Origin of the sequence: Promicromonospora sp. NPDC060271 (assembly GCF_042726755.1) — a bacterium.
Classification (GTDB): Bacteria; Actinomycetota; Actinomycetes; order Actinomycetales; family Cellulomonadaceae; genus Promicromonospora.
Genome location: NZ_JBHXBG010000064.1, coordinates 16,674 through 29,308, shown reverse-complemented (window position 1 = coordinate 29,308; position 12,635 = coordinate 16,674). Strand labels below are relative to the sequence as shown.

At 70.4% G+C, this 12,635-nt stretch carries 13 protein-coding genes; 4 read left to right on the top strand and 9 right to left on the bottom strand.

Translation table 11 applies throughout. The features are described 5' to 3' along the window. Positions 1-45 precede the first annotated feature (45 nt). The 3 genes from ACFWE2_RS12030 to ACFWE2_RS12020 form a co-directional block, all read right to left on the bottom strand. The gene (locus ACFWE2_RS12030) at positions 46-1,350 is read right to left on the bottom strand and encodes an RICIN domain-containing protein (RefSeq protein WP_377224462.1); all 1,305 of its coding nucleotides are present in this window, start codon (positions 1,348-1,350) and stop codon (positions 46-48) included. A 249-nt stretch (positions 1,351-1,599) separates the two neighbouring features. Then, complete coding sequence (locus tag ACFWE2_RS12025; protein ID WP_377224461.1) at positions 1,600-2,640, bottom strand: SGNH/GDSL hydrolase family protein; 1,041 nt, start codon at positions 2,638-2,640, stop codon at positions 1,600-1,602. A 193-nt stretch (positions 2,641-2,833) separates the two neighbouring features. After that, positions 2,834-3,376, bottom strand: coding sequence for a GNAT family N-acetyltransferase (locus tag ACFWE2_RS12020; RefSeq protein WP_377224460.1), 543 nt, complete (start codon positions 3,374-3,376; stop codon positions 2,834-2,836). A gap of 175 nt (positions 3,377-3,551) precedes the next feature. On the opposite strand from ACFWE2_RS12020, the gene ACFWE2_RS12015 reads away from it, so the two are divergent. Then, positions 3,552-4,706, top strand: a complete 1,155-nt coding sequence (locus ACFWE2_RS12015) for a glutamate--cysteine ligase (RefSeq protein WP_377224459.1) — start codon at positions 3,552-3,554, stop codon at positions 4,704-4,706. Between the two features lie 25 nt (positions 4,707-4,731). On the opposite strand, the gene ACFWE2_RS12010 is transcribed toward ACFWE2_RS12015, so the two are convergent. Next, positions 4,732-5,394 (bottom strand): ANTAR domain-containing protein, encoded by a 663-nt coding sequence (locus ACFWE2_RS12010; protein ID WP_377224458.1) that lies wholly within the window; start codon positions 5,392-5,394, stop codon positions 4,732-4,734. Between the two features lie 106 nt (positions 5,395-5,500). Next, the gene (locus ACFWE2_RS12005) at positions 5,501-6,169 is read right to left on the bottom strand and encodes a TetR family transcriptional regulator (protein WP_377224457.1); all 669 of its coding nucleotides are present in this window, start codon (positions 6,167-6,169) and stop codon (positions 5,501-5,503) included. On the opposite strand from ACFWE2_RS12005, the gene ACFWE2_RS12000 reads away from it, so the two are divergent. Then, positions 6,134-7,414, top strand: coding sequence for a serine hydrolase domain-containing protein (locus ACFWE2_RS12000; RefSeq protein ID WP_377224456.1), 1,281 nt, complete (start codon positions 6,134-6,136; stop codon positions 7,412-7,414). The genes ACFWE2_RS12005 and ACFWE2_RS12000 overlap by 36 nt on opposite strands. A gap of 76 nt (positions 7,415-7,490) precedes the next feature. Here ACFWE2_RS12000 and ACFWE2_RS11995 read toward each other — a convergent pair whose 3' ends face one another. Next, entirely contained in the window at positions 7,491-8,090 is a 600-nt protein-coding gene (locus ACFWE2_RS11995; protein WP_377224455.1) for a TetR/AcrR family transcriptional regulator, read from the bottom strand. Positions 8,091-8,169: 79 nt separating this feature from the next. Here ACFWE2_RS11995 and ACFWE2_RS11990 point away from each other — a divergent pair, with 79 nt between their 5' ends. Next, on the top strand, positions 8,170-9,351 hold the full coding sequence (locus tag ACFWE2_RS11990; RefSeq protein WP_377224454.1) for a DUF418 domain-containing protein: 1,182 nt from the start codon (positions 8,170-8,172) through the stop codon (positions 9,349-9,351). Here ACFWE2_RS11990 and ACFWE2_RS11985 read toward each other — a convergent pair. The 3 genes from ACFWE2_RS11985 to ACFWE2_RS11975 all read right to left on the bottom strand — a co-directional run bounded on the left by ACFWE2_RS11985 (position 9,333) and on the right by ACFWE2_RS11975 (position 11,766). Continuing rightward, entirely contained in the window at positions 9,333-10,568 is a 1,236-nt protein-coding gene (locus tag ACFWE2_RS11985) for an acyltransferase family protein (RefSeq protein ID WP_377224453.1), read from the bottom strand. The two genes, ACFWE2_RS11990 and ACFWE2_RS11985, sit on opposite strands and share 19 nt — an antisense overlap. A gap of 152 nt (positions 10,569-10,720) precedes the next feature. Further along, the gene (folE, locus tag ACFWE2_RS11980; RefSeq protein ID WP_377224452.1) at positions 10,721-11,302 is read right to left on the bottom strand and encodes a GTP cyclohydrolase I FolE; all 582 of its coding nucleotides are present in this window, start codon (positions 11,300-11,302) and stop codon (positions 10,721-10,723) included. Next, on the bottom strand, positions 11,299-11,766 hold the full coding sequence (locus tag ACFWE2_RS11975; protein WP_377224451.1) for a hypothetical protein: 468 nt from the start codon (positions 11,764-11,766) through the stop codon (positions 11,299-11,301). The genes folE and ACFWE2_RS11975 overlap by 4 nt, the downstream gene beginning before the upstream one ends. Positions 11,767-11,859: 93 nt before the next feature. Between ACFWE2_RS11975 and ACFWE2_RS11970 the strand changes: the two genes are divergently transcribed. Continuing rightward, positions 11,860-12,528, top strand: coding sequence for a helix-turn-helix transcriptional regulator (locus ACFWE2_RS11970; protein WP_377224450.1), 669 nt, complete (start codon positions 11,860-11,862; stop codon positions 12,526-12,528). Positions 12,529-12,635: the final 107 nt, after the last annotated feature.

The following is a 12,635-nucleotide window of genomic DNA, read 5'->3' as shown; positions in this document are numbered from 1 at the left end:
GAACGGCGTCGGCCCCCGGAGGACCGACGCCGTTCCGCGTTCACGTCAGGCGGTGGCGCGCAGCCACTGCTGGTTGTTGCCGCCGTTGCACGGGTAGATCTTCAGGATCGTGCCGTTCGCCGTCGACATCCCGGGGACGTCGATGCACTTGCCGCTGCGCCGGTCGATGATCTCGACATAGCCGTTGCTCGTGCTGCGCAGCGTGAACTGCTGGTTGGTCCCGTTGTAGCAGTCGTACTGCTGGACCTCGGAGCCGTCCGCGCTGCCGGAGACGTCCAGGCACTTGTTGGAGTGGATGGAACGGATCCGGACGTAGCCGGAGCCGGCGTCCTCGAAGGCCCAGCGCTGCCAGTTCTCGCCGTTCCACGCGTACTGGCCGACGCGGGCGTTGTTGTTCAGGTTGGGGTTCTGGACGTCCATGACCAGGCCGCTGTGCCGGTTGGTGACGCGTTCGCCGGATGCCCCGCTGTAGGTCGTGTCGAGGATGACGGTGCCGTGTCGGCAGCCGTCGCAGCCGACCTGGGACAGTCCGCTCCAGGAGGTGAGGTCGGAGCTCGTGGAGGTCCACATGCCGCCGCTGGGGTACCGGTCGATGTAGGCGCGGTAGGTGCCGTTCTCGAGCTGCACGATCGAGGGCCCCTCGTGGTACTGCTGCCACTGGTTGCCCTGGTTGGTCCAGGTCGTGAAGTTGGTCGAGGTCCACCGCTCGATCCACTTGGAGGTCTCGTTCTTCACGAAGGCGTGGTAGGTCGAGCCGCGCTTCACGATGTACGTGTCGATGTGGTTGGCGGGGATGCCGAGCCGGGTCGGGCCGCTCCACGAGGTCAGGCCGCCGTTCTGCGCGGTGTACACGTACGGCGTGAACTGGTGGTCCGAGGTGCCGAGGCTGACGACCACGCGAACCGTGCCGCCCTCGACGTAGAACTCGGGAGCCCACGTGTAGGCGGTGCCGCTCACGCCGGCCGGGACGGAGGCGACGTGCGTCCAGTTCCGCAGGTCCGTGCTGCGCGCGATGTTGAAGTGCGTGGACTGCGTCGTCCAGGACTGGACCGTGTAGGCGATGTAGTAGGTGCTGCCCGACTTGATGATGCTGGGGTCGCGCAGTGCGCCCGTCGGACCCCGGAAGTTGGTGTCCGCGAGGGTGCTGAAGCTGGTCGCGTTCGAGGACGTGTAGACCCACAGCTCCTGGTCGGCGGCGGCGTCGCCCTTGAACGTGGTGTAGATGTACGCGGTCGCCGCCTGGGCAGGGGGCGCGTGCACGATCTGCGTCACGGACAGGGCGATGGCGAGCGCCGCCAGGAGGGCGAGCAGCCTCCGGCGCGCCTGGAGGATGGGGACGGCGTGTGTCATGTGGACTCCTTTGTCTGTGCCTGGCGGGACCAGGTGCCGTCGGTTTGGGGGAGGTCGGCGACGAGCCGATACCGACCAGGTGGATCCGCGTTCAGGTCTCTCCTCATCGAGAGCGATGTGAACGTTAACATCCGAGCGGAGTCTTCCTGGCCTGCGACGGCGTGTCAATGCCCGCTGGAGAGCCGAGGCGCGACCGTGGGTTCCGACGGGTCCCGAAACCCACGGGTCGGTATCGTCAGGCCTCGTCGCTCACCGCGACAGCGCCGTGGCTCGACCTGACCGCTGCACCTCGGCCCACCACGCGTCGAAGCCGACGCCCCTCTCCTTCGCGCGCTGCTCCAGGCCGGCCTTGGTCGGCGGCCGGAAGAGCTTCGGCTTGATCTTGCGGTCGGTCTCGGCGTACGTCCGCTGAAGATTCGCCTGGGCCGCGGCGCCGTCCTGGGCCTCGGCCAGCACCTCGTCGGTCACGCTGACGCTCGTGCCGGTCAGGACGCCGCTGACCAGCGGCGTGTAGCCGTTGGCGTGACCGAGCCGGTTGGGGTGGAAGGACTCCTGCTGCGGGCTCGAGTAGCCGTTGATCCACTCGGTCGAGTCGCACACGGCGTGCCCGGTGAAGCGGCTGACCGGGTTGACGAAGGTGAACCCCTTGGCGGAGGCGGCCGTCGCGGTGACCGAGTTGATGTGCACGACGGCGTTGTTGAGCGCCGTCTGATCCTCCGGGCTGAAGAAGGTCGCGAGGTTGCAGTCCTCGCCCATGAACATCTTCGGGTAGCCGACGGCGACCACCTTCGCGCCGGGTGCCCTCGTCCGGATGGCGGCGTAGAGCGTGCTGAGCCGGCCCGGGAGGGTGGTGGAGATGAACGAACGCGCCGCGGCGACCTTCCCGGCGCAGTCGCTGGCCCAGGCGGGGAGGGCGCACTCGGTGAGCACGTCGGCGAATCCGGCGTCGTTGCCGCCGATGGAGATGGTGACATACCGCGTGCTCGAGCTCAGGGCGCTGAGCTGGCTGTTCGTCACGTCGGCCACGACGGCTCCCGAGCAGGCCCGGAAGTTGAGGCTGTAGCTCCTGGCCGCCGCGGTCAGGCTGGCATAGGCGTAGACCGAGCGCAGGCACTGGGTGCCGTCGTCGATATAGGTCCTGGTGCCGGTGCCGGAGGAATAGGAGTCGCCGAGGGCGACGTAGGGTTCGCCGGCGGCGTACGACGGCAGGGCCGACGTCGTCACCAGCCCGACCGTGGCAAGGCTCGCCGCCGCGATGGCGGCGACGAGGCGGAACAGGCGTTGCTTCATGGAGCTGCCCCCCGAAGGTTCGTCGGATCGTGAGGTGTGACCCGATCGCTCCATTTATAGGAAGTTTCACCCAACTGCGCAATGTGTAACAAATGAACACTTCAGGACTTCTTCAGGCAGACGCCAAGAGATGTCCTTCCGGCGCAGGCGGCAAACGCATCGTGGTCTGCCGGTCAGGGGTGGTTCTCTGCGGTCAGAGGCGGTCGAACGAGGCGGCGTAGCGGAAGCGTCCCGAGTACTCCGCGCGCCATGCGCTCAGCGTGCGTGCCTGGAAGTAGTCGCCCCATGCGGGGTCGGGTGCCTCGATCCCGAGACCGGCGGCAGGCACGAACCCGAAACGGGAGTAGAGGGCCGGGTCGCCCAGCAGCACCACCACCGGCTCGCCCATCGCGTCGGCCGCGCCGAGGAGCGTGTGCATCAAGGCGGACCCGATCCCGCGGCCCTGGTGCGCGGGATCGACGCTGAGCGGTCCGAGCCCGAGCGCGGGCAGGTCCGCGAGGTGGCCGCGGGTGGCGATGACATGACCGACCACCTCCGCGCCGGGTCCGGCCTCGGCGACCAGCGACAGCTCCGGCACCCATCCGGGGTCGTCGCGCAGCCACCCGACCAGGGTCGCCTCACCGGGTGCGCCGTCGGCCTCGACCGGCGGCGCGGAGTGCTCCACCTTCTCGAAGGCCGCTGCGGTGACCGCGCGGATCGCCGGGGTGTCGGAGGGGCGCTCTCGTCTGATCAGCATTCCGATACTCTCGAAGGACCTGGGACTCAAGAGCAAGACAAATTCCGTGTGGCGGGTGACCCGCTACCGGTTCGGATCCGACGGCATCGAAGGCGGGCCGTCGTCCGGCCGCGCACGCCGTCCTGCGAGCACGGCCCTGCGGGCGAAAAATGGGGTCAACGGGGGAGGTGACGCAGTGCGTACCTTCGGGGTGGAAGAAGAGCTGCTCGTGGTCGACGCTCGCACCCGCCGACCGCTCGCGTCCGTCGAGGGCTTGCTCGCGCGGGCCGGGCCGACCGGGCCGCACCGGCTGACGGTCGAGCTGCAGCAGGAGCAGGTGGAGGTCGTCGGACCGCCGTGCGTGACGCTGACCGAGCAGCTCGCCGCGATCCGCAGAGGCCGCTTCCTGGCCGACGAGGCGGCCCGCGCGGTCGGCGGAAGAGCGGTCGCCCTGGCCACCCCGGTGTGGCCCGGCCTGCCCCACCTCGTGCCCGACGAGCGCTACCGGCGGATCCAGCAGCATGCCGGCCTGCTCGCCGACGAGCAGCTGACGTGCGGCTTCCACGTGCACGTCCAGATCGAGGACCGCGAGGAGGGCGTCGCGGTGCTCGACCGGATCCGCGTCTGGCTGCCGACGCTGCTGGCGCTGAGCGCCAACTCGCCGTTCTGGTACGGCGTCGACTCGGGGTTCGCCAGCTACCGCTACCAGGCAGGGAGCCGATGGCCGACCGCCGGGCCGTGCGAGGTCTTCGGTTCCGCGCGGACCTACGAGCAGCGGTCGCACGCGCTGCTGCGCTCTGGGGTGCCGCTGGACGTGGCGATGCTGTACTTCGACGCGCGCCTGTCGGCGAAGTACCCGACCGTCGAGGTCCGCGTCACCGACGTCTGCATGGACCTCACGCACGCCGCCGTGCTGGCCGCGCTCGCGCGTGCCCTCGTGGAGACGGCAGCACGACGGTGGCGAGCGGGTGAGCCGCCGCCGTCCGTGAGCACCGCCGAGCTGCGCGCGTGGACGTGGCGGGCGAGCCGGTTCGGCGTCGACGGACTGCTCGTCAGCCCGGCCAGCGGGATCCCAGTGGCGGCGGGGCCTGTCGTGGCGGAGCTGCTCCACCTGCTCCGGCCCGTGCTCGACGAGTACGGCGAGCTCGGCGTCGTCCGGACGGTGGTGGACGAGATCGTCGCGCACGGCTCTGGCGCACGGTGCCAGCGGCAGGCCTTCGCCCGCGGCGAGGATCCAGCGGACGTGGTCGACGTCGCGCTCGGCGTCGGCACCCCGAGCCTGCCCCAGGAGGTCCGCGCCAGGCCGGGAACCGGTCCGGCGGGTACGCACGAGCGGGCTCAGGCGGGCTGAACGATCTGGCGGTGCCGCGCCGAACCTAGCCGGGGCTCTCCGAGGGTGGATCGCTGACCACCAGGGCGCGCAGCAGCGTCTCCGCGACCTCCCGCTGGCTCACGTTGCGGTGCAGAGAGGCGGACTCGAGGATCTTCCTCGCTTCGGGCTCGGCGCAGTCGTTGGTCTGCATGATCGCGCCGATGGCACGCTCGATCGTGATCGTGTCCGACATCTGCCGGTAGTAGCCGATGGCGTCGTCCTCGAGCTCCGCCAGACCCAGGTGCAGCCGCACCATGGCCGCGGTGATCTGTGCGTAGCCGTCGGCGGCGGTCAGCAGCTGGCCCGTCCATGGGTCCGGCGAGCGTGAGTAGAGGTTGAGGGCCACGGCGATGTCGTCGTCCACCACCGCGGGAACCGCCGCCGCCGAGACGAAGCCTTCATGGGTTGCCTGTTTCCGCCAGGCGTCCCACGTCTCCACGTCGCGGATCGCCGGGATCACGCCGGCGGTGAGCTGGTCCATCGCGTCGATGCACGGTCCGCTGCCCGCGAGGGACTCGGCCTGGTCGCACCGGGCGGCGGCGAAGGTGCTGCTGCCCGCGCGCACCGTGAGCCCGAGCTGTCGCACGGTGATGCTGGCCTCGACGTCGGAGCGGAGCACCGCGGCGGCCCGGTGGGCGAGCTCGAAGGGGAACGTGGAGATGCTCATCGCGGGGCTCCCATCTGAGTCCGTCCTGTGTGGACCCGCCGGATCTTCCGACCTTACGGTCGCGCTTTTCCGCTCGCGCGCGGAGCCCAGGCCGCCGTCGATCCGGTCAGCTCGACGCCGAGCCGGGCTGACCGGCGGACCGTCCTCGGTCGGCGGCCGCCGACCGGAGCGATCGGATCGCTGTCAGCGAGACGTCCCGCAGCGTCGCAGGGGCCTGGGCGTCGTACCAGTGGTCGGCGGCCGCCTCCAGTGTCGACAGGGCCGCCAGCGCATGGACCCGCGCGCGCAACCGGTCCTCGCGCCGAGCGGCCGGGAGCGCCTCGACGAGCTCCTCGGCACGGGCCCGGGCCCGGATGTGCGCGGCGCCGGCGATGGCGGGTACGTCGTTGGCGAGCCGGATCCGGGTCCGGGCATCGCGCTCGGCCTCCTCGGCGGACTCGGCCGGCAGGTGCTCCAGGACATGCTCCAGCGCGGCCGGGATGTCCAGGCCGGTGCGGATCGCCTCGACGATCGCGTTGGTCAGCTCGCTCTCCAGCGGGTCGTGCAGGACCAGGTTCTCCTTGGTGACGAAGTACCGGTAGACGGTCGCGACCGAGACGTCCGAGGCGGCCGCCACGTCCTCGACGGTCACGTCGTCGAAGCCGTGCCGGTCGAACAGGGCCAGGGCCGCGGCCTGGATGCGGCGTTCCGTCTGCCGGCGCTTGCGTGCCCGCAGCCCGTCCGGCGCAGCCGCGCGACCGTGCCGTCCTCCTGCATCCGCGTCCGCTGTCTTCACATCGCTCATGATACCGGCTATCTTTTGAGAGTGACTTTCGAAATATCGGTCGATGGCCACTGTGAACCCGGTTTCGGTCCTGTCGCGGACCTCCTCGCAGGCTTCATCGACTCGGGGCGAGAGGTCGGCGCGTCGCTCGGCGTCTACCGCGCGGGGCGACCTGTCGTGGAGATCTGGGGCGGGCACGCCGATCGCGCACGTACGCGTCCTTGGGAACGGGACACCATGACGCCCATCGCGTCCACCAGCAAGGCGCTTGCCACGTCGGCCGTGCTGCACCTCGTCGACCGGGGCGAGATCGACCTGGAGCGTCCCGTCGCCGACTACTGGCCGGAGTTCGGGCAGCAGGGCAAGGTCGAGATCCCGGTGCACCTGGTGCTGGCGCACCGCTCCGGCCTGGCGGCTCTCGACGGCTCCGTCAGCAACGACGACGCCGCGGAGCTCGACGAGGTGCTGCACCGGCTCGAGCGGCAGAGGCTCTGGTGGCGGCCGGGCACGCGACACGGCTATCACGCCGTCACCTACGGATACATCCTGAGCGGGCTGGTGCGGGCGGTGACCGGGCGCACGGTCGGGCGCTACTTCGCGGACGAGATCGCGACCGCCCATGGGCTCGACCTCTACCTCGGCGTGCCCGCCGACCAGCACCACCGCGTCGCCCCGATGGTCGGCCCGTCACAGAGCCAGGCGTTCCGGTCCCTGCTCAACCCGACGTGGCTCCCGTACGCGCTGGGCGTCCTGGACCGCCGGTCCGTGTCGTACCACGCCACGTTCGGCGGCAGTGCCGCGGGCTTCGACGACCACGAGGAGCTCGTCCGGTACGACGTCGAGGACGCGTCCGCCGGCGGGGTGGGCAGCGGGATCGCCCTCGCCCGCCTGTTCGCCGCGCTCATCGGACCGGTGGACGGGCGCCGGATCGTCTCGGCCGGGCTCATGAACGCCGCCCGCCAGCCGCAGGCGTCCGGGCGGGACGAGGTGCTGCGCATGCGGACCGACTGGTGTCTCGGCTTCCAGCTCCCGGGTGGCCCGATGTGGCCGAGCGTCGGCGTTCCAGGTCTGTTCGGGCACACGGGGGCCAGCGGCTCCCTCGCGTTCGCCGATCCCGAGCACGAGCTGAGCTTCGGCTACACCCCCAACTACTGGGGCGAGCTCAGCGCGGTCGGCAGGCGGTCCCGGTTCCGGTCCACCGAGCTCACCGAGGCCGTGTACGCCGCAGCCGGCATCAGGCGCTGGGCGGAGCGCTGAGCGGACGGCGCTGTCGCTCCGGACGTGACGGGGTCTTCGTCATCCGGGCTCGGCCGACAGGCGCACCGGCCGGGCGTCAGGGGTTCGCGACCCCGACGGCCGGGAGTATCACCTGATCGACGATCGCGGCGACGTAGTCGTCGTCCGGCGGGTCGAACGTGTCGATGGCGTACTTGATCAGAAGCGCCTCGCCGATATCGACGACGACAGGGGTCAGGCGTGCCGCGTCCAGGTGGCCGTGCTGCGCGTAGTGCTCGAGGACGGACCGGGTGAAGCGCCCGCCACGCGGGCCGAAGACCTCTCCGTAGAGGCGTTCGTGCAGGTCGGGGCGGCGACGGGACTCCTCAAGCAGTGCGCCGAGCGCTGCGCCGTACTGCGAGCTCATGATGCTGTCGCGCATCAGCTGCAGTGCCCTGATGAGGTCGCCGCGCAGGTCGTCGGCCGCGGGGGAGGGCTCCTCGCGTGGATAGACCCGGTACAGCGCCTCGATCACTATGTCCTCCGGCGTCGACCATCGGCGGTAGAGCGAGGTCTTGGCGGTCCCGGCCCGGCGTGCGATGCCCTCCATCGTCAGCCTCCCCACCCCGTGCTCGACCGTCTCGGCGAGCGCTGCCTCGTGGATGGCGTGGACGAGGTCGTCACCGCGTCGGCGTGTGGCTCGAACTTCCTCCGGCACGGGACTTCCCTTCTTAGATACGTGTGCGTATCTTATCCGCTGAGAGACGCTTCCGTATCTTAACTTGGAGGACCGAGGCATGCCCAGAACCAGCCCTGCCGCGACCGGAGCGGCCCTGCCCGGCGCGCTGCCCGAGGCCCGGCGATCCCTTGCGCCCGATCTCGCTCGCGGACTCATGCTGCTGATCATCGCGACGGTGCACGCCCATCAGTTCCGGATCGCGACCACCGGCGAGGGCTATGCGCTGACCGGACCGCTGGACATCGCGGTGACCGCCGTGATGGCGCTGGTCGCCGAGAACCGCGGCTACCCCATGTTCGCCGCGCTGTTCGGCTACGGCCTGGCCCGGATGTACCACCGCCGCACGGCCGCCGGGATCCAGTGGCCAGAGATCCGGAGTCTGCTGCGCCGTCGCGGGTGGTGCCTGGTCCTGATCGGGCTCGGCCACACGGCGCTGCTGTTCTTCGGCGATGTCATCGCGGTGTACGGGGTGATCGCCATCGTCTACGTCGCCGCTGTCCGGTTCGGCGATCGCAAGCTGCTCACCCACGCTCTGGTCTGGATGGTCCTGGGCAGCCTGGTCTACACCGTCCTCAGCGCGCTGTTCTTCTCGTCGGCGAGCAGCAGCGAGCCGGTCACCGACCCGTTGACGGACATGGTCGTGCGGGTCGCGGTCCTGCCCGTGTTCGTCCCGCTGCTCATCACGATCTCGGTCTTTCCGTTCATGATCGGCATCTGGGCGGCGCGCCGCCGGATGCTGGAGAACCGCGGCGAGCACCTCGCCCTGCTCCGCAAGGTTGCCTGCTGGGGCATCGGGCTCGGTGTGCTCGGCGGGGTTCCGGCCGCACTGATCGACGTCGAGGTCTGGCAGCCGGGCCAAGCCGCCGACCTGGGCGTCTCGTGGCTGCACCTCCTGACCGGTTACGCCGGAGGGTTTGGGTATGCGGCAGCGATCGCCCTGATCGGCCGGCGGGTCGGCGAACGGTCCGACAGGCCGGCCGGACCGGTGGTGACGGCTCTGGCGGCAACCGGACAGCGCTCCATGACGTCGTACCTGCTGCAGTCGCTGGCCTGGGCGATCCTCGTTCCGCCCTACGCCCTCGGGCTCGGCTCGAGTCTGACCGACACCCAGGCGGTAGGCATCGGCATCGGTGTCTGGCTCGTCACGGTCCTGCTCGCCGAGCTGCAACGCCGTGCGGGCTTCCGGCAGGGCCCGGCGGAGTGGCTGTTGCGCCGCATGACCTACGGCTCCCGGACCTGAGCCGGCCCGTCCGCGGGCAGCCGGTTCCGCGGCCTGTTCCCTGTGGTCATCGGCGGCCACGTCCACGGGTGGCGGCGGCCGTTCAGCCACGCGCCGACCCAGGTCGAGCGCACCAGGACGTGGTAGCTCAGCACCAGGACCACGAAGGTGACCAGCCAGGTGATGAGCAGCTTGACGACGACGGGCAGGGCCAGGTCGGCCAGCGGGATCTCGACGGCGATCAGCAGCGGCAGGTGCATCAGGTACATCCAGTACGACGCGTCGGCGAGGTACCGTGCCGCCGGTCGCTCGGCGTTGAGGTAGCGGACGCACAACCCGGTGAGCGCGTAGCACCAGGCCGCCGACGCGAGCGCCGCGACGGGAGCAAGGGCCGCCAGGTTCCCGGTGGGGATCACGTAGAGCACCGCCAGCGACGTCACCACTGCCACCGCCAGGTGGACCCACCGGCCCCGGCTCATCCGGATCAACGCGTCCGGCCGGGCGTGCAGTGCGTACCCGACCGCGAATGCGCTGGCATACGCGGCCAGCACCTCGGCCTCGGGCAGGACGCTCAGCGGCTTGTGGATGCCTCCGTCGACCGGAGCGCCCTGGAGGAGGACCGCGACGGCGTACGGCACGGCGGTCAGCAGCACGCCGAGCGGGCCGCTGAGCCAGGTGCCCGCCCGCTCGGCGACCGTGGTGGCGCGCTCGGCGCCCAGGATCCGCCGCACCACGGCTCGCACGGCAAGAGCGATCACGTAGATCTGCAGCAGGACCACGAGAAACCACAGGTGTCCGGGGTCCAGGGCCGCCAAGACGGGGTTCAACGAGCTCGGTGGCGCCTGCGGCAGCTCCTGCCCCCGCACGTCGGCGCCGACGACGGCGAGGATCCCGATCGGCAGCACGGCCAACGGCCAGAACGCGATCACCGGCAGCCCGATCCGCCGCAGCCGGTCGACGGTGAACGCGCGGAGCCCCTTGCGGTGCAGCGTCAGCCGGGCGAAGTAGCCGGCGAGCATCATGAACAGCGACATCCGGAACAGGTGGATCACCACTACGCCGTCGTCGGCGGCCGGGGTGGTGACGCTGTCGGTGATGAGCCAGGGGATGTCGGCGATGAACGGGAGCAGCGAGTGCAGGACGATCCCGAGCAGCAGCGCGCCGCCGCGCAGCGCGTCGAGGCCATGCACCCGGTTGGCGGTCGAGGTGGTCGAGGTGGTCGCAGCGGTGGCCGTCATGCCCCGAAGCTATGGCTGGGCGAGGGTGCGCCGCGTCGGCCGTTCGTCCACCTTCCGGGTCATCCGAACGGATGATCTTCGGGTACGTCGACGCCCGTCTCGCCATGGTTCACACAGCGAGACGGGCCGTCTGTTCGTGCCGAGCGAGCCTGCTACCGGTGCACACCCGTGAGAGCGAGGAACTCCTGGCGGGACGCCGCGTCGTCGCGCAGCGTCCCGAGCAGGGTGGAGGTGACCGTCCTGGATCCCGTGGCCCGTACGCCGCGCAGCGTCATGCAGGTGTGCTCGGCCTCGATGACGACGCCGACCCCGTGCGGCGCGAGGTGCTCGGTGAGCCAGTCCGCGACCTGCTTGGTGAGCCGCTCCTGCACCTGGGGGCGGCGGGCGAAGTGCTCGGCGACCCGGGCCAGCTTCGACAGGCCGAGGATGCGCCGCCCCGGGAGATAGCCGATGTGGGCCACGCCGACGAACGGCAGCAGATGGTGCTCGCACACCGACTGAACCGGGATGTCACGGGCCAGCACCAGCTCGTCATAACCTTCGTCGTTGGGGAACGTCGTCAGCCGGAACGGGCGCGCCGTCAGCAGCTCCGCGTACCCGCGGGCCATCCGCGCCGGTGTCTCCCGCACCGCCTCGTCATCGAGTGCGACGCCCAGTGCCTCGAGAAACTGCCGTGCAGCCTGCTCGGCAGCGCCCAGGTCGACCGCGTTGTCGGTCAGGGTGAGGCGGCTCAACGCGCACTCGCCCCGGAAGCGTTCCCGAACCAGGCCGGATCGTAGGCGGCTGCCAGGCGGGCCAGGGTGAGCGCGGCGAGCAGGAGCCCGAAGTCGCGCAGAGCGACGTCATAGAACCCGGAGTAGGTCAGCAGGTTGAAGATGATCCCGGCCAGCCAGGCGGCGACGACGTAGGCCGCGTACCGGGGCTTGATGGCCACCGCGACACCGGCGACGATCTCGACCACACCGACGACGTGCATCGCGGTCTGTGCGGAGAACGGCAGCAGCGCGACGATCCACGGGGCGAGGTACTCCGGCCAGTCCGTGAGGCCGTCAGCGAACTTGTCGACGCCCATCCAGATCGGCAGCACCGTGAAACCGACGCGCATCAGGAGGAACGCAGCGTAGGCCGGGTCGGTGCGGACGCGCTGCCGGACACTGCTCGACCCGCTCGTGTGCGCCGAGCGCAGGGGTGTACTCATGATCGGTTCCTTCTATCACTAGTGAATGTTGTTTTTAGATCGTGTCGACAAGCGTCTAGTTTTGTCAAGATTCGCTGGTGATAGATTTGGGGCATGGGTGACGGCGAGGAGCGTGACCAGGATCCGGTCAGCGGGCTGAGCAGTCTGGGCGATCCGGTGCGGCGACGGCTCTACGAGTACGTCTCGGCGCGGGACGAGCCGTCGGCCCGGGAGGATGCCGCCACCGCCGTTGGGATCACTCGTAACCTGGCGGCCTACCACTTGGACAAGCTGGCTGACGCGGGACTCCTGGTCACCAGCTACGCCCGCCCCGCGGGGCGCGGTGGACCGGGTGCCGGTAGGCCGGCCAAGCGCTATGTCCGCGCACAGGAAGAGCTGTCCGTGAGCGTGCCACCCCGTGACTACGGGCTGCTGGCCGGTGTGCTCGCCGAGGCGATGAGCGCCGACGACTCCGGGGCGGTACGCCGTGCGATGACCGCGGCCGCCTACGCGGCCGGCCGGGCGGCGAGTGGTCCTGACCTGTCCGCGGCGCTGCGCGCCTGCGGTTACGAGCCCGCGACCACCGCCGACGGCGACGTCGAGCTCCGCAACTGCCCGTTCCACCAGGTCGCTCGCCGGCACACGGACGTGGTGTGCGGGCTCAACCTGCACCTGGTGCAGGGCCTGCTCGAGGGGAGCGGACACTCCCCGGCCCGAGCGGTGCTGGCACCGCGCCCCGGATACTGCTGCGTGCGGGTGGCCAGCGCCGAGCGTCAGACCTGATTTCTTTCCGAGGGAACGCAGCGGGAGGGTGAACGAGCCCCGACGCAGGGCGCACGTCGTGGTTCAGGCGTGTTCACCCGCCGGCCACGGACCGGTCACGCACGTCT